The organism is Clostridioides sp. ES-W-0018-02 (assembly GCF_020658175.1).
In the GTDB taxonomy this organism is placed as follows: Bacteria; Bacillota; Clostridia; order Peptostreptococcales; family Peptostreptococcaceae; genus Clostridioides.
In genome coordinates this window covers 66,655-85,028 of the sequence record NZ_JACVVY010000008.1, presented here as the reverse complement: position 1 = coordinate 85,028, position 18,374 = coordinate 66,655, and the positions used below count along the sequence as shown (strand labels likewise).

Sequence of the window (18,374 nt, the reverse complement as noted above, 5' to 3'; positions counted from 1 at the left end):
AATTAAAGTAATCAATAAGGACAATATTATTATTAACCCTACTACAGAGTACTGTAGACTATGGAGTATATAATAATAATTTCCTTATTTTTTGCATATTTGATAAATAAATCCTTATATATTTTTTGTGATGGATTAAAGAAAAGTTCGTATAATATGCTTTTTATTTACATAGTAACTGTAGTTTTATCTGTATTAATATATCTAAAATTTGGGATTAGTACAGAATGTGTACAATATATAGTATTGATTCCATTTTTAATAATTATATCTATTATAGACTACTACACAATATATGTATATGATATAACAATAGTTAGTGGTATAATAGTTCAAGGTGTAATTTTTTTAATCTTTTGCAATATAGTGCAAATTGACTATATAAGTCATATATTTGGACTGGCAATAGGTTTTATTATACCTTATATTATTGCTAAATTTACAAAAGGATTAGGCTATGGAGATGTAGGTCTCTATAGCTTATGTTGCTTTGCATTGGGAAATAACTATGGATTTTATGTGATAATTTTATCATTTGTTTTAGCATTTTTATTTTTTGTTATTTTATATGTAATTAAAATTTTTAAAAATATAAATATCAAAAAACAAATTCCTTTTACACCATTTATTTCTCTAGCGACAATTATAATAATATTTACAGAGTATAATATATTTGATTTTTATTATAGTTTGTTATATAAATTTCTATAACAGGAGGTAAAAAATGTACGTAGTAGTAGGGTTAGGAAATCCAGGAAAAAAATACGAAAAGACTAGACATAACGTTGGATTTGATGTCATAGATATTCTTGCAAAAGAATACAACATTAGTGTTACTAAAATAAAACACAAAGCTTTAATTGGCGAAGGTAGAGTAGGTACTGAAAAAGTATTACTAGTAAAACCACAAACTTATATGAATTTAAGTGGAGAAACATTAATAGATATATATAAATATTATAAGGTAGATTTAAATAATATAGTAGTAGTGTATGATGATATAGATTTAGATGTTGGAAAGATACGCATAAGAAAAAAAGGAAGTGGTGGTACTCATAATGGAATGAAATCTATAACGAAGTGTTTAGGTTCAAATGATTTCCCAAGAGTAAGAGTAGGTGTATCTAAGCCAGAAGTTGGCCAAGACTTAGCAGATTTTGTACTTTCTAGATTTAGAAAAGAAGAATCTGATAATATAAATGAAGCACTAGAAAAAGCGGCGTGTGCTGTTGACTCAATAATAAGAGAAAATATAGACATGTCTATGAACAAATACAATGGATAGTGAGAGGGAGATTTAAATGAATGATGTTTTTTTATATCCTTTGCAGAACTCAAAAGAGTATAAAGATATAATAAACTGCATAAAAAATACAAAAGGCTCATTATTGGTTAATGGACTTTTACCAGTACAAAAACCTCATATATCATATTCTATGTTTAATGATTTGTCACGACAAATGATTTTTATCACAAGTAGTGATTTAGAAGCAAAAAAAGTATATGAAGATTTAAATTTTTATGTTGGGGATAAGGTCGAATATTTAGGGTTTCAAGATATTTACTTTTATCATTTAGATGCAAAGGACAGAAACGAAGAAGCAAAAAAATTAAAGGTGTTGTTAAAACTAGCAAAGAAAGAAAAAATAATTTTAGTGACTTCTATTGAAGCCGTTTTAAGAAAATATATACCAAAACAAGTTTTACTTGATAGTGTGTCTCATTACAAAGTGGGGGATAGTTTAGATTTAGAAAAATTAACTGAGAAGTTAGTTTCCTTAGGATATGAAAGAGTTTCAAAAATAGAAGGGTTTGGTCAATTTAGTATAAGAGGTGGAATTATTGATGTGTTCTCGCTTGAGTATACAAATCCGATTCGTATGGAATTATTTGATGATGAGATAGATTCCATACGAACTTTTGACGTATTTTCTCAAAAATCAATTGATAAATTACAACAATTCTCTATAACCCCTTCAAGAGAATTTATTTATCCAGAAAAAACTACAGATGCATTAGTTAGATTAAAAAAAGAAACAACTAAAAATACTGATGAAGGAACCTTTCAAAATATAGAATATATATCAAGTAAGACCTATTTTGAAGGTGTAGAAAACTATATAGATTATATCTATCCAGAAGAAAACAAAAGTATATTTACTTATCTAGCAGATGATGCAATAGTATTTATCAATGATATAACAAGACTTAAGGAAAGATGTGAAAATTACTTAAATGAGTTTAGAGAAAATTACAAATTAAACCTTGAAAGAGGTTTAGCTATTAAAAATCAAGGAAAACTATTATACCACTATACAGATTTAGAGTACCTAGTAAAAGACAAGTCTGTAGTCTTAAATTCACTATTACCAAAGTCTATAAATAACTTTTCTGTAAAATCCATAATAAATTTTGAAAGTAGAGAAGTACCTACATTTAATGGAAAAGTAGACTTACTTGTAGAAGAATTAAATCGGCTGAAATACAATGGCTATAAAATAATTTTGGCTACAAATACATTGGAAAGAGCAAATAAATTAGGAAAAGATTTATTGGATAAAGGCTTAGAAACAACTGTTTCTAAAGATAGAGATATTGAAATTAAATCTTCTCAAATTGTAATTGTACCTGCACATATAAATAGTGGTTTTCAGTATAAATCCATAAAATTTGTTGTTATAACAGATAATGAAATGATAGGGGTCTATAAGAGAGCCTCTAAGACTAGTAATAAAAAAGCCAAAAAAGGAAAGAAGATAGAGTCATTTTTAGATTTAAGCGTTGGAGATTATGTAGTACATGAAAATAGTGGTGTAGGTAGATACACAGGAATTGAACAGATTACAGTTAACGCCATCAAAAAAGATTACATGAAAATAGTTTACCAAGGTGGAGATAATTTATATGTACCAATAGATCAGATGGATAAAGTACAAAAATATATTGGTGCAGAGGTAGAAAAAGTTAAGTTAAATAAGCTTGGAACAAATGAGTGGACAAAGGCAAAGGCAAAAGTCAAAAAAGAAATTGAAGATATGACAAAAGACTTAATTGAACTCTATGCAAAACGTGAAAAGATACAAGGGTATAAGTTTTCAAAAGATACACCTTGGCAGGCAGAGTTTGAATCCTTGTTTCCATATCAAGAAACAGAAGACCAATTAAAAGCAATAGAGGAAACTAAACATGATATGGAATCAAGTAAAGTAATGGATAGACTTGTTTGTGGAGATGTTGGCTATGGAAAAACAGAAGTAGCAATTAGAAGTATTTTTAAGGCATGTATGGACCAAAAGCAGGTTGCAGTATTAGTACCAACAACGATACTGGCTCAACAGCATTACAATACATTTAAAGAAAGGTTTGAAAATTATCCTTTGAGAGTGGAAGTTTTGAGTAGATTCAAGACTCCAAAGCAACAAAAGCAGATTATTGAAGATGCTAAAAAAGGGTTAGTAGATATTTTAATTGGTACTCATAGAATAATATCTAAAGATATAAATTTACCAAACTTGGGTCTTGTAGTTATTGATGAGGAACAAAGATTTGGTGTAAAACACAAAGAAGCTTTAAAGAAAATTAAATCTACAGTAGATGTTCTTACACTTTCAGCAACTCCTATACCAAGAACTCTACATATGTCTTTAAGTGGGATAAGAGATATGAGTGTTATAGAAGAACCCCCGCAAGAAAGACATCCTGTAATAACGTATGTTACTGAGAGTAAGGAAAGCGTAATTCAAGATGAAATAGAAAGAGAATTAAGCAGAGGTGGACAGGTATTCTTCGTATACAATCGAGTTGAACATATTGAAGAAATGGCAAGTATGATTCAAAAGCTTGTGCCAGATGCTAGAGTAGCTGTTGCACATGGAAGAATGACTTCTAAATCACTAGAAAATATAATCTTAGGATTTTTAAATAAAGACTATGATGTGCTAGTGTGTACTACAATAATAGAAACAGGCATGGATATATCCAATGCAAATACCATGATTATATACGATGCAGATAAAATGGGATTAGCTCAGTTATATCAGTTAAGAGGTAGGGTTGGAAGAAGTTCCAGACAAGGATATGCATATCTCATGTATGAAAAAGATAAGACTTTAAGTGAAATAGCAGAAAAAAGATTAAAGGCTATTAGGGAATTTACAGAATTTGGATCAGGCTTTAAAATAGCTATGAGAGACCTTGAAATCAGAGGGGCTGGAAATATTTTAGGTTCTCAACAACATGGTCATATGGCAGTCATAGGTTATGATTTATATGTCAAAATGCTTAATGATGCAATTAAAAAGGTTAAAGGTGAGCCTATTGTTGAGGAAATTGATGTTGAAATAGATTTAAGTGTAAATGCATATATTCCAGACAATTATATTAAGGATGAATTGATTAAGATTGAAATGTATAAGAAGATTGCTTCTATTGAAAATAGGGAAGATATGTTGGATATACAAGAAGAACTTGAAGATAGATTCTCTGATATACCTAAACCAGTACAAACACTACTTACAATAGCTTATATAAAATCATTGTGTAAGATATTAAAAATAGAAAAAATTAGACAAGTGAAAGATGAAATATTATTAGTTCCAATAACAAAGTATAGAACTAAACAAAAAATAGGTTATAATATAGTTACAGAATTAGAAGAACTGTTAGAAAAAATGTGCAAGGTAAAATAACTTGTAAATTTAAGAAGGGATGTTTTAAATTTGAAAAAAGTAATAACGTTAGTAATAGCTATGATAGTTGTAGTATCAATAACAGCTTGTAGCGCAAGCACAGATGGAACTGTAGCAACAGTAAATGGTACAAAAATATCATCAGATGAATTTAAAAAAACTATAGCTCTTTATAAAGATTCTATGGAACAAACTTATGGAAAAGACATTTGGGACAAAGAAGTTGAAAAAGGAGTAAAGTATAAGGACAAGTTTAAAGACTTAATTCTTGAACAACTTATAACTACAGAAGTCATATATTCACAAGCTAAAAAAGATAACTTACTTCCTAAAAAAGAAGATGTTGAAAAAAGTTTTAAAGATTTAAAAGACGCTATGAGTAAAGATGAAAATTATAAAAAACAACTTGAAAAATTAGGTATAGATGATACATTTTTAAAAGACCAACAAGAAAAAGATTTAGCTATGCAAAACTATCAAGCTAATTTTACTAAAGAAACCAAAATATCAGATGAAGAAATGAAAAAATACTATGATACACATAAAGATGAATTCAAAAAAGATGAAGTAGAAGCTTCTCATATTTTATTAAAAACAGTAGATGATAACAATAAGCCACTTTCAGAAGCGAAGAAGGCAGAAGCCAAGAAAAAAGCTGAAGAAGCCCTTAAAGAAGTTAAATCAGGTGAAGATTTTGCAAAGGTTGCAAAGAAATATTCACAAGATGCTTCAGCAAGTGATGGTGGTAAATTAGGATTCTTCTCAAGAGGTCAAATGGTAGCTGAATTTGAAGAAGCAGCGTTTTCTATGAAAAAGGGTGAAATATCTAACTTAGTTGAAACTCAATATGGATACCATATAATTAAAGTAACAGACAAAGTAAATGAACAAACACCATTTGAAGATTCTAAAGAAACTATAAAAGAACAATTATTAAAAAATAAATATCAAGAGAAAATAGAAAAATTAACTAAAGAAGCTAAAGTAGAAAAAGATGAAAAAGTAATAAATACAATCACAATATAAAAACTAAAAAAATAGTAATATGCTTAAAAAAGCTATATCTGGAGAAGATATAGCTTTTTTTGTATATTTTTCTTAACAATGGTAAAAATAAACTTAAAGTAATTTATGGAGGGATTAAAAAATATGAAAGCAACAGGTATAGTTAGAAGAATAGATGATCTTGGAAGGGTAGTTATCCCAAAGGAGATAAGAAAGACATTAAGAATTAGAGAAGGAGATCCTTTAGAGATATTCACAGCAAAAGATGGAGAAGTCATACTTAAAAAATACTCTCCAATAGGAGAATTAAATGAATTCTCTCAGGAATATGCTGAAACATTAGCAGAAGTACTAGGATATGGTGTATTAATAACAGATTTAGATTCTATAATAGCTGTATCTAAACTTCCTAAAAAAGATTATAAAGAAAAAAGTATAAGTGATGAGTTAGAAGCAATAATAAGTGAAAGAACAGTAAAATACTCAAAAGATAAAAATATTTTACCTTTATTTAAAGAAGACCAAAAGGAATATATTAGTCAAGTTATTATGCCTATAATTAGTGCATCTGGTGACTGTATAGGTTCGATTGTAGTTGTTTCAAAAGATAAAGATACAATTGCAGAAAGTGAAGAAAAATCTTTAAAAATAGCTGCTAACTTTTTAGGAAAACAAGTTCAATAATTTTATCATAAAGACCTTTTACGTGAAGGTCTTTTGAAGTTTTTGTTTAAAATATTGAATATAGCATTAAAAATATGGTATATTAAAGTTTGTTATATAAACAGTATGGAGGTTATGTTATGAACAATAACAAAAACAAAGACTCCTTTTTAAAAGGAGCCCTTATACTTGGGCTAGCAGGTGTAATTGTAAAAATAATGGGTGGATTTTTTAGAATTCCCCTTGGAAACATGATTGGTTCAGAAGGAATGGGATACTATCAGGCTGCTTATCCTGTGTACACTCTATTTTTAACATTAGCTACTGCTGGATTCCCAACAGCTGTGGCAAAGTTGGTTTCGGAAAAAGTTGCCATTGGAAATTATAAAGGTGCAAATAAGATATTTAAAGTATCACATACAGTTTTATTTATAACTGGTATAATATCATTTTGTATATTGTTTTTTGGAGCTGACTACATAGTAACAAACATAATGAAAAATCCTGGTGCATTGTACTCTATGAAAGCTATTGCTCCAGCTTTATTATTTGTTCCAGCAATGTCAGCATATAGAGGATATTTCCAAGGTAGACAAGACATGACTAAGATTGCTGTGTCTCAAGTTGCAGAGCAATTTTTTAGAGTTGTATTAGGTCTTACTTTGGCTTACCTACTTATGAAAAGCTTTGGGCAAACTTTAGGAGCAGCGGGTGCTATATCAGGAGCTACAATAGGTTCAGTAGCATCTATGGTTTATCTGATGTTTGCTTATATGTTAGGAAGAAGAGAACGTAGAGCTGAGATAGATGCGAGTCAAAGGTTTAAGGATGAACAAGTTTCTTATATCTTTAAAAAGCTTTTAACAGTTGCTATTCCGATAACAATAGGTGCATCAGTAATGCCACTTGTAAATATGATAGATAATGTTATTGTAATAAGAAGACTTATGGAAGCAGGCTTTACATATAAAGTAGCAAATTCAATGTTTGGTCAATTGACAGGTATGGCAATGGCAACAATAAATTTACCAGCCGTTATAACAACTGCAATGAGTATGAGCTTAGTTCCAGCTATTTCTAAAGCATATGCATTAGGTAATAAATCAAAGGCTAGAAAAGATACTAAAAGTGCTGTTAAGGTGACTTTACTTATAGTATTACCTTGTGCGTTTGGTATGGCATCATTAGCGATACCAATAATGGGTCTTTTATTTCCACATGAGCCATCATCTGTAGGAACTATCTTGTTTACTCTTACTCCATGTGTACTGTTCTTAGGATTAATACAAACATTGACTGGTATAATTCAAGGAATGGGAAAACCAATAGTTCCTGTAATTGCTTTATGTGTGGGTATGTTATGTAAGATTGTTATAAGTTATACATTGACAGGTATTCCAGATATTAATGTATTAGGTTCAGCTTTTGGAACAGTTACAGCATACTTTGTGGCAGCTATGATTAACTTATTATATGTTAAGAAATATATGAATGTAAAATTTCCTAAGAAGGAATTTATAATAAAACCATTTATAACAGTTATGACAATGTTTATAATGGTTAAATTGAGTTATGGTGCTTTAGTTGGATTATTGGGTAATAGTATATCTACAATAATCGCAATAGGTGTTGGTGGTATTGTATATGTAGTAGTTATACTTGGAATAGGCGGAATTAAAAAAGAAGAGATACTAACTATGCCAAAAGGTGATAAATTATATAAATTGTTAAAAAAAGTTAAACTTATAAGATAATATAGGAATATATATGCAAATAAAGGAAATACTATACAAATAGTAAAGCTCCTTATTTGTATAACAATACAAAAATAAAGTGAAATTTGCTAATGGGAGTGATGTTATGGGTAAGATAAGTATTGTAGGGCTTGGACCAGGAGACTATTCTCTTATAAGTCAAGGTGTACTGGAATCTTTAAAAAATAGCCCTAGAGTCTTTTTTAGAACAGAGAAACATCCGATAATTGATAAGCTTAAAGAAACTATACAATACACTTCTTTAGATTACTTTTATGAAAATGAGGAAAACTTTGAGAGTGTTTACTTAAAAATATCTGAATTTATTATAGAAGAATCTACAAAAGGTGACTTAGTATATGCGGTTCCTGGTCATCCAAGGGTCGCAGAAAAGACTGTAAGTATAATAGAGAGACTTGCCAATGAAAAGCACATAAAAGTGGAGATAGTACCTTCTATGAGCTTTGTAGACGCTATGTTCAACTATTTAGCTATAGACCCATCTGATGGATTTAAATTGATAGATGCTTTTGAGATAGAAAAATCATATATAGATTTAGATACAAGTATGATAATAACTCAAGTGTATGATAAATTTATAGCATCAAATGTAAAGTTAAAACTTATGGAATATTATGATTATAATCAAGAAATATGTATAGTAAATGGAGCAGGTGTCAAAGATTTAGAAAGTAAAAAGTTTATAAAATTATGTGAATTAGACAGAAATGAAAACTTTTTTGACTATTTAACTAGCTTATATATACCCAAAAGTTCTAAAAAGATGTATAATACAGTACATGACTTAGAAATAATAGTTAATACATTAAGAAGCCCATCTGGATGTGAATGGGATAAAAAACAAACACATCAATCATTAAAAAATTCTGTTATAGAGGAAGCATATGAACTTTGTAATGCAATTGATAATAATGATATAGATGAAATGGTAGAAGAGCTAGGAGACGTTCTTTTACAAGTTATATTCCATTGTCAGATAGGTAATGAGGAGGGCTACTTCGATTTAAAAGAAGTGGTAAATGGTATATGCAAAAAATTAATTCATAGACATCCTCATATATTTAATGGTGTAAAATTAGATATGTCTAAGTTTGAAAAAACTTGGGAAGAGTTAAAGAAAGAAGAAAAAGGCGAAAGCACTGTAACAGATGGCCTTAGAAGAATACCAAAACATTTACCAGCTCTTATGAAGGCTAGTAAAGTTCAACATAAAGCAGCTCTTGTTGGCTTTGATTGGGACAATGTAGAAGATGTATTTAAAAAAATTGAAGAAGAATATCAGGAATTACTTGACGAACACAGGGTCGGGAATATAAAATACATAAAGGAAGAACTAGGCGATTTATTATTTTCGATAGTAAATCTAGCTAGATTTTTAGACATAGACTCAGGAGAAGCCTTGAACTGTACTACAGATAAATTCATAAATAGATTTGAGTTTGTAGAAAAAAGTGCAATGAATTTAAATAGGAAATTAGAAGACATGACACTTGAAGAGATGGATGAATTTTGGAATCAGGCTAAAAAACAATAAAATTGTGGAAGGAAATTTGTCAAAAATCTAGAACTTTTATCAGAAAGATAGGAGTCTATATTATAAACATTTTTAGGAGGTAAATATCGTGAATAAAGCTGAATTAGTATCAAAGATGGCAGAAAAAAGTGGATTAACAAAGAAGGAAGCAGAGGCTGCGTTAAACGCATTTATGAGTTCTGTTCAAGATGCACTAGTAAATAATGAAAAAGTTCAATTAGTTGGATTTGGAACATTTGAGACAAGAGAAAGAGCTGCTAGACAAGGAAGAAATCCAAGAGATCCAGAGCAAATTATAGATATACCAGCTTCTAAAGCACCAGTTTTCAAAGCTGGAAAAGGATTAAAGGATACAATAAATGGATAATTAGAAATCTTGTGAAAAAGTGTGGATAAATTTACCACACTTTTTCTATAGAGCTAAGGAAGGTGATAATTATGAGATTAGATAAGTTTTTAAAAGTATCTAGGATTATAAAGAGAAGAACTGTTGCTAAAGATGCATGTGATAAAGGAATTGTCACTATAAATGGAAAAGTCGCTAAATCTTCTTCAGAAGTGAATATTGGAGATACATTAGAAATACAATTTGGAGAGAAGAAGATGAAGTTTAAGATAAATGAAGTAAGAGAGCATGTATTAAAAAATGATGCGAAAGAAATGTACGAAATTTTAGAATAAAATTAATAGTCCTCTAGTATATTAATAGTAGTATTAGTGAAATATTTACTGGGGGGATATTATGGAACAGAACATAACTTTGAAAGATAGATCAAAGCTGGTTATTTCAGGAGTTGAGCACATATATTCTTTTAATGATAAAAGAGTAGAGCTTAAAACTTCTGTTGGTGAGATGGTAATTGAAGGCGAAAACCTAGATATGAGCAAGCTAAGTATAGACGAAAATATAATTAGCATAGATGGAACTATAAATTCTATGGTATATGCAAAGCCTAAAAAGCCACAAGAAAGTTTTTTGAAAAAGGTATTTAGATAGATGATACCTTTTACTCAAGATGTAAGTATTTTCTACGCTACTATTTATGGTGGAATACTCATAGGAGTGTTGTTTGATTTTTATAGAAGCCTGAGAGGGAGTTTTAAATTCATCAATTATTTTGCAATAATTTTTGATGTATTATTTTGGTTTCTAGCAACCATTATAATATTTATAACAATAAACCTTACAGAGTTTTTTAATTTAAGATATTACCATTTTGTGGCTTTGTTTATTGGTTTTATTTTATACTATAACACCATAAGTAAAATTGTTTTATCAATTATCAATAAAATAATTCGTTTTGTGAGGAATTCTTTTAAAAAAGTTACATACTACATAGTCAGTTTTTTAAACAATTTGTATTACGTTATAATCTATTCACTACACCTACTATTTGATATTATATTTTATATACCAAATATATTTATAGCAACAAAAAAAAGTATAAAGAGAAAATCAAATAAAAAATCAAAAAACAAGAAAAAATCAAAATCTAAGAAAAAAACTAAAACTAAAAAAAGGGTGTAGGAAAAATGAACTTAAGAAAAAAATTTTCAGGACAAATTATTGTTATCAGTTTATTTTTAGGAATATCAATTTTTAGTATAATGACAGGATTTGTATTTGAGTACGAAAAAGCTAAAGAATATAAAACAGAAATAGCAAGTCTAAATAAACAATTAAAAAAGACTGAAATACAAATAAACAGCTTAAAGAAAGATGAAAAATCATATGAAGGAGACTTAGAAGAAATAGCTAGAAAAAGGTTAAACATGGTAAAGCCTAATGAAACCGTTTATGTAGATATAAATCGTTGATTAAAAGTTGCCAATAAGTCTACGAGTATTGATTTTAAAATTTAAGATTGAATAAAAAAGTCATTCAGTTTAAGGATGACTTTTTTATTTTGATTTAAGGAGGAATTTTATAATGAAAATAGGAGCTATTGATATTGGAACAAACTCAATGAGATTGTTGATAGTAGATTATGTGGATGGAAAACTTATAAATAGAAAAAAATTTGTTAACACAACTAGAATTGGGCAAGGTGTAGATAGCAAGGGATATATAAAGGAAGATGCGATTCAAAGAAATATAGAAGCATTAAAAGAATTCTCTGACAAGTGTAATGATGAAAAATGTGAAAATATTTATTGTATGGGGACATCTGCTCTTAGAGATAGTAAAAATGGAGATTATTTTGTTAAACTAGCAAAAGAAGAGGCTGGTATTGATGTTGACATAGTTACAGGTATAGAAGAATCAAATTTGGGCTTTAAAGGTGTTTTAGAAGGCATACAAGAAGAGAATGATATTATTGTTATAGATATTGGAGGAGGCTCAACAGAATTTATTATAGGTGATTCAGATGGAATTAAATTTAATAAAAGTGAAAATGTAGGAGCTCTTAGAATGACAGAAAAATTTTTAAAACACGATATCATTGAAAATGAAGAGTTTGAAGCTATGAGTTCATTTATATATAACGAAATCAGTGAGACTTTAAATTACATAAAAGAAAAGGGATTAAAAACTCTTATAGGTATAGGAGGTACAATCACATCATTGTCAGCAATGAATCAAGAATTAGAAATTTACTCTATGGAAAAAATACATAATAGTAAGATATGCAAAAAAGAAATAGAAGAAATTCTACAAAAATTAATAAAGATGACATTAAGTGATAAAAAGAACTTAAAAGGGCTACAAGAAAAACGTGCGGATATTATAACTGCTGGTGTAAAAATATTGAATATAATAATGGAAAAATTAGAAATAGAAGAAATAACCGTAAGTGAATACGATAATTTGGAAGGCTTAATATGTCAAAAGTCAAAAAAAATGTATTAATATTTTTTGATATTTGGAACCGATTATGACAAAAAAAATTACTCCTCTTTGTTACAATTCTTAATATAAACAAAAGAGGAGGTTTTTTTATGCAAAGAAGTGTAGCAGTTGTAAAGAACAAAACTGTAAAACCAAATGTCATAAAATTAATAAGCGGATATATTGATTTTACTACAGTGTCATTCGCTGTAATGGGATTTTTACTTAGTAGGTCTATCATAGTAGACTCTGTAGCTCCTTTAGGGATTGCCTTTTTTATATGTGCATCAAAGATTGATAAGTACAAGATACCTGTATTTATATCAGCATTAATAGGGATATTGTTATCATTCAATGATTTTGGAAATGTAGCAAAATATGCTGTGTGCCTTACAATATTTATGGCATTAAATAAGAAACTAAAACTATTAGATTCAATTGCCAAAGTGGCGCTTATAGGTTCAATGGTATTACTTCCAATTTCCATGGGACAAGCGTTCTTTTCTGATAGGTGTGTGTATAATCTGCTTGTTGCAGGTGTAGAAGCAATAATAATGTTTATATCTATATATGTATTTTCTTATGGTATAGGTTTAATGGCCAATGTAAACAATAGGATGTCTGTACGGACAGAAGAAGCCATATCAATAAGTTTACTGCTAACCTTTAGTATAATGGGGATAGGAGATATATCTTTATTTGGAATATCGATAAGGACCATTTTGTCAACGGTATTGATATTACTGACCTCAATAGTAGGTGGAGCTACCATGGGAGCATCTAGTGGTGTAATTATTGGAGTGGCATCTATTTTAAATAATATGACATCAGCTATTTATATGGGTATATATTCTTTTTCAGGATTAATAAGTGGTGCATTTAATAAAATAAATAAATATTTCTGTATATTAGGATATATTCTAAGTTGGACAATAATATACCTATATACTTCTGGTATTACTTCAAATATGATGCAACTAAGAGATATATTGTTAGGATGCTTGATAGTGATTGTGTTGCCTGAAAGGTTATTCAATAAGATTGAAAAATTAATAAAAAGTAATGTAGCTTCAAATGAAATTGTATACGATTATATTATGAGAAGCAAAAACTTAACGAATAGCCGATTAAACAGTATCTATAAAACCTATGATGACCTTGCAGATACATTTGACAAGATAAGAGAAAAGGATAAGGTGCTAGACCAAAGAGACATAGCTAATGTAATAGATATGATTCATAATGATGAATGTAAAAGTTGTAGTATGAGAAGAATGTGTTGGGAATCAAGATTTAATCATACATACACTATGATATATAATATTCTTGAAAAAATTGAAGAGAAAGGAGAATTAAGTGTAAACGATATACCTAAAAACTTTAGAAAGGAATGTATGAAGCCAGAGTCAATAGTGAAAATATCAAATCACTATTATAAAATGTTTGTATTAGATTATGATTGGAGTGTGAAGTTTTCAGAAAGTAGAAAATTAATAGCAAATCAGATAAGGAGTATTTCAAAATCAATTAAATCGCTGTCTCAGGATTTAGAGGGCGATATAATGTTAGATATAGAAAAAGAAAAAAATATATATGAACAATTAGAGAGATATGATATAACTGTTGATAAAGTAAGTTACTTAACAAAGAGTAACAGCGAGTTTGAAATATCAATAGAAAAGAAAACTTGCAATGATGGTTGCATGTGTGAAAATAAAATTGTAGATATAATTTCAGACCTAGTAGGAGAGAATATGTCTGTTAGAAAAATAGGATGTCACTGTTTAGGAGGTAAATGTAAAGCAACATTTGTTAAGTCTCAAAAATATAAGGCTGTTACAGAAGTTTCAGCAATGTCAAGGGATGGACATATCCTTTGTGGAGATAACTACACATATATGGAGATAAATGATGGCAAATATATGATGGCTATAAGCGATGGTATGGGAAAAGGTAAAAAAGCTTATGAAGAGTCTTCTGCTACTATTGATATACTAGAAAAAATGATAGATGCAAAGATTAAAGATGAAATAGTTATAGATACTATAAATAATATGTTGTTATTAAAGTCTTCAGAAGAAATGTTTTCAACTCTCGACTTAGGTATTTTAGATTTAAAACGAGGGAGTTTAGAAACTATAAAGATGGGAGCATGTTCTACCTATATAAAAAGAGAGGATGGAGAAGTTGATTTAATATCATCATCATCTTTACCTGTGGGTATATTGTCAGATGTAAAGATTGATAGAAAAAATGTAAAAGTTAAGGAAGGGGACTATGTTATAATGGTTTCTGATGGAATTGTAGATGCAGGAAGAAATAACAATTTAGGTGATAATTGGTTAATATATTTCTTAAAAAACATAGAAACTACTAATCCAAAAGAAATTTCAAATTTAATATTAGATAGAGCATTGGAGTTACAAGCGTTACAAATCGAAGATGACATGACTGTTCTAGTTACAAAAATATGTACAAAATAAACTTTATAAATTTCTGTGTATAATATGTGGATAACTTGTGTATAATGTGTTAATAGACTTTTGAAAAAAGTAAAGTTATTAACAAAAAAAACGTATAAATCAACAAAATTTGTTGATAAGTATGGCATAAATGTTAATAAAATGTAAAAAAAGAAAAAACAAAAGCTATTATCAAAAGAGATTCATGTTGAAATAACTAAATTTCTAAGCAAGTAAAGCCTGTGAATATGTTGATTATTATGTGGATAACTATTAATTCGATATTTATTTATATAGTATGAATAATTGAATAATATATCTAAAAAAAGCCATCCTATTATTAAGTAAACTTATTGAAAGGATGGCTTTTTATGAATAGGAAATTGTGCAAAGCAATAATACCTTTATTTATCTCTATTTTTTGCATGTTAATAATAAGTATAAAAGCTGACCAAGGATATCAAAAAAATAATGATAGAGCAATTACTGTCATGAATAATGATACTGAAGATGATGCTGAAAAAAAACAAGAAATAGATTATGAAAAAACATGTTGGAATTTACAGTCTCTATTTAAAAGTGATGACCAATGGAAAAAAGAACTTAAGAGTTTTAATAAAGATACAAAAGAACTTAAAAATTACATAGGTAAAGTTACAAAGTCACCAACGCATTTGTCTTTTGCGTTAGATATCAAAGAGAAACTTGATATAAGATTAAATAAACTTTCTGCTTATGTAAAATTAAAACAAGATACTAATAAAAATTCATATAAATATTTAGATATGAGTGATAGTATGGGTAAATCTTATGGAGACTATATGGGGATTTGCTCAGATTTAGAGTTAGAGATATTAAAATTATCAAATAGAGATTATAAGAAGATTATTTCAAATAAAAATATAAATAGAAAATATGGTGTGTATTTAAGAGATATAAGAAGAAATAAAGTACATTATTTGGACGATAAATCAGAAGATATTCTAAGTAAAGTGTCTTCAATAAGTAGTCTTCCAAGTCAAGTGTATGAGTTATTTAGAAATATGGATAGAAAAACTAATTTGACACCAGCTCAATATGCAAGTGAACTGGAATCGCCAGATAGAGAAAATAGAAAAAAAGCTTATCAAGATGAACTCATTACTTATAATGATAATATAAATACAATTGCGGGCTTGATTACTGGCCAAGTTAAAAAGAATATATTTTATTCTCAAGAAAGAGGTTATGAGTCGTCTTTAGAAATGTATTTAGAATCTGATAATGTAGATGAAAAAGTATACAATAATTTAATAAGAACTGTAAACAGTAATATGGATAGTTTACACAAATATATAGATTTAAGAAAAAAAGTCTTAAAGTTGGATAAGGTTCATTCATATGATATGTCTGTACCTATAGTTAAGGCTGTTGATAGTAATATTAACTATGAAAAAGCTCAGAGTATAGTATATTCAGCATTATCACCTTTGGGAAAAGAATACAATGATGTAGTATACAAAGCGTTTAATGAAAAATGGATAGATGTTTATTCACATGAAAATAAAGTGAGTGGTGGATATTGCCTATCTGTCTATGAAAATCATCCATATATACTTTTAAATTATAATAATTCGCTAGGCTCAGTTTCAACTTTATCACATGAGTTAGGTCATGCTGTATATGAATATCTAAGTTCTAAGAACCAAAATTATTTTAATTCAAGTCCATCTATATTTACTCATGAAGTTGCGTCTACTACTAATGAGGCATTACTTTATGAGATGCTTATAAGAGAATCTAAAAGTAATGGTGAGAAAGCTTATTATATAACACAATATCTAGATTTAATAAAGGATACTCTTTATACACAAACTATGTATGCTGAATTTGAAAAAACTATACATGAATTAGTAGAAAAAGGAAAAAGTGTAAATGCATTAGTGTTAAATGATGTTTGGGGACAACTTCTCAAGAAGTATTATGGGCAAAACTATGAATTAGACCAATTATCTAAGGTCGGATGGGCAAGAATCCCACATTTTTATAATAGTTTTTATGTCTATAAATATGCTACAGGCTGTAGTGCAGGAGTCAGTTTCGCCCAAGATATACTAAAAAATGGCTCAGATAATTATATAAATTTTCTTAAAAAAGGAAGCTCAGATTATCCAATAGACTTATTAAAAGGAAGTGGGATAAATTTAACTAATACAAAACCTATAGAAAATACAATCAAAAAATTTGACAGCTTAGTAGCAGAACTTGAAAAGCTATTATAAAAGATTTATTATAATCCACATGGAAAATATATCGAATTAATGTTAAAATATACTAAAAGTTTAAAGTCCTATTTATAAATAGGGCTTTTTATCTATTAATTAGTGGGAGATGATTCTATGCAAGTTAAAGTTAAGAAAGCTGTAATACCAGCAGCAGGTTTAGGCACTAGATTTTTGCCAGCTACAAAGGTACAGCCAAAAGAAATGTTACCAATAGTTGATAAGCCAACACTACAATACATAATAGAAGAGGCTGTAGCTTCAGGAATAGAGGAAATATTAATAATAACAGGTAGAAATAAAAAATCTATTGAAGACCATTTTGATAAATCTGTAGAATTAGAACTTGACTTAGAAAAAAAAGGTAAAAAAGAGTTATTAGAAATAGTACAAAACATATCTAATATGATTAATATACATTATATAAGACAGAAAGAACCAAAAGGACTGGGAGATGCGATTTATTGTGCTAGACATTTTATAGGTGATGAGCCTTTTGCTGTAATGTTAGGAGATGACATTGTAGACAATGATGTACCTTGTTTAAAACAATTAACAGACGCATATGAAGAGTATAGAACTACAATATTAGGTGTGCAAAAAGTGAATCCAGAAGATACTAATAAATATGGTATAATAGAAGCTAAAAATATAGAGGGTAGGGTTTATAAAGTAAAAGATATGGTGGAAAAACCAGAATCAGGGAAGGCACCTTCAAATATAGCTATTTTAGGTAGGTATATAATAACTCCTGAGATATTTGACATCCTCAAGGATTTACCACCAGGCAAAGGTGGAGAAGTACAACTTACAGATGCTTTAAAAGTATTATCTAAAAAGGAAGCCATGTATGCATATAACTTTGAGGGTAAGAGATATGATGTAGGTGATAAATTAGGATTTTTAGAAGCGACTGTCGATTTTGCTCTAAAGAAAGAAGACCTTAAGGAAGATTTTATTAAATATCTAAGACATGTCTGTAATGAATTTGATAAAGATGACAATGTGTTATACAATAGTACAAATGAAGGAATAGATTCAGATAAGATTTGCGAGATTAAAGAACTCGAAGTTCAAAAATAATTAGGAAAGGTGATGTAGTGTGGCAAAATCAAGTCAAAAAAAGATTAATAGAATAATAGCTGTTGGGATTGTA

At 28.7% G+C, this 18,374-nt stretch carries 16 protein-coding genes; all 16 read left to right on the top strand.

The window, feature by feature from the left end:
- The first annotated feature begins 60 nt into the window (after positions 1 to 60).
- The 16 genes from IC219_RS16235 (at position 61) to galU (ending at position 18,301) form a co-directional block, all read left to right on the top strand.
- Positions 61 to 711, top strand: coding sequence for a prepilin peptidase (locus IC219_RS16235; RefSeq protein WP_413927529.1), 651 nt, complete (start codon positions 61 to 63; stop codon positions 709 to 711).
- A gap of 13 nt (positions 712 to 724) precedes the next feature.
- Positions 725 to 1,285 carry an aminoacyl-tRNA hydrolase gene (gene pth / locus IC219_RS16230; RefSeq protein ID WP_227436306.1) on the top strand — a complete coding sequence of 187 codons (561 nt, stop codon included), beginning with the start codon at positions 725 to 727 and terminating at the stop codon, positions 1,283 to 1,285.
- Positions 1,286 to 1,301: 16 nt separating this feature from the next.
- On the top strand, positions 1,302 to 4,688 hold the full coding sequence (gene mfd / locus IC219_RS16225) for a transcription-repair coupling factor (RefSeq protein ID WP_227436304.1): 3,387 nt from the start codon (positions 1,302 to 1,304) through the stop codon (positions 4,686 to 4,688).
- Positions 4,689 to 4,718: 30 nt separating this feature from the next.
- Positions 4,719 to 5,714 carry a peptidylprolyl isomerase gene (locus IC219_RS16220; RefSeq protein WP_227436302.1) on the top strand — a complete coding sequence of 332 codons (996 nt, stop codon included), beginning with the start codon at positions 4,719 to 4,721 and terminating at the stop codon, positions 5,712 to 5,714.
- A 123-nt stretch (positions 5,715 to 5,837) separates the two neighbouring features.
- Complete coding sequence (locus IC219_RS16215) at positions 5,838 to 6,377, top strand: stage V sporulation T C-terminal domain-containing protein (protein WP_227436300.1); 540 nt, start codon at positions 5,838 to 5,840, stop codon at positions 6,375 to 6,377.
- A gap of 119 nt (positions 6,378 to 6,496) precedes the next feature.
- On the top strand, positions 6,497 to 8,110 hold the full coding sequence (locus tag IC219_RS16210) for a polysaccharide biosynthesis protein (RefSeq protein ID WP_227436298.1): 1,614 nt from the start codon (positions 6,497 to 6,499) through the stop codon (positions 8,108 to 8,110).
- Between the two features lie 106 nt (positions 8,111 to 8,216).
- Positions 8,217 to 9,665, top strand: coding sequence for a nucleoside triphosphate pyrophosphohydrolase (gene mazG, locus IC219_RS16205; RefSeq protein ID WP_227831524.1), 1,449 nt, complete (start codon positions 8,217 to 8,219; stop codon positions 9,663 to 9,665).
- 88 nt (positions 9,666 to 9,753) lie between these two features.
- Positions 9,754 to 10,032, top strand: a complete 279-nt coding sequence (locus IC219_RS16200) for an HU family DNA-binding protein (RefSeq protein WP_227436295.1) — start codon at positions 9,754 to 9,756, stop codon at positions 10,030 to 10,032.
- A gap of 71 nt (positions 10,033 to 10,103) precedes the next feature.
- Complete coding sequence (locus IC219_RS16195) at positions 10,104 to 10,346, top strand: RNA-binding S4 domain-containing protein (protein ID WP_227436285.1); 243 nt, start codon at positions 10,104 to 10,106, stop codon at positions 10,344 to 10,346.
- A gap of 61 nt (positions 10,347 to 10,407) precedes the next feature.
- Positions 10,408 to 10,662 carry a YabP/YqfC family sporulation protein gene (locus IC219_RS16190; RefSeq protein WP_003421411.1) on the top strand — a complete coding sequence of 85 codons (255 nt, stop codon included), beginning with the start codon at positions 10,408 to 10,410 and terminating at the stop codon, positions 10,660 to 10,662.
- The gene (yabQ, locus tag IC219_RS16185) at positions 10,663 to 11,193 is read left to right on the top strand and encodes a spore cortex biosynthesis protein YabQ (protein ID WP_227436283.1); all 531 of its coding nucleotides are present in this window, start codon (positions 10,663 to 10,665) and stop codon (positions 11,191 to 11,193) included.
- Between the two features lie 5 nt (positions 11,194 to 11,198).
- On the top strand, positions 11,199 to 11,483 hold the full coding sequence (locus IC219_RS16180) for an FtsB family cell division protein (RefSeq protein ID WP_227436281.1): 285 nt from the start codon (positions 11,199 to 11,201) through the stop codon (positions 11,481 to 11,483).
- Between the two features lie 112 nt (positions 11,484 to 11,595).
- Positions 11,596 to 12,516, top strand: coding sequence for a Ppx/GppA phosphatase family protein (locus IC219_RS16175; protein WP_227436279.1), 921 nt, complete (start codon positions 11,596 to 11,598; stop codon positions 12,514 to 12,516).
- An 89-nt stretch (positions 12,517 to 12,605) separates the two neighbouring features.
- Positions 12,606 to 14,978, top strand: coding sequence for a stage II sporulation protein E (gene spoIIE / locus IC219_RS16170; RefSeq protein WP_227436277.1), 2,373 nt, complete (start codon positions 12,606 to 12,608; stop codon positions 14,976 to 14,978).
- A gap of 350 nt (positions 14,979 to 15,328) precedes the next feature.
- Entirely contained in the window at positions 15,329 to 17,218 is a 1,890-nt protein-coding gene (gene pepF, locus IC219_RS16165; protein WP_227436275.1) for an oligoendopeptidase F, read from the top strand.
- Between the two features lie 117 nt (positions 17,219 to 17,335).
- Complete coding sequence (galU, locus tag IC219_RS16160) at positions 17,336 to 18,301, top strand: UTP--glucose-1-phosphate uridylyltransferase GalU (RefSeq protein ID WP_227831523.1); 966 nt, start codon at positions 17,336 to 17,338, stop codon at positions 18,299 to 18,301.
- Positions 18,302 to 18,374: the final 73 nt, after the last annotated feature.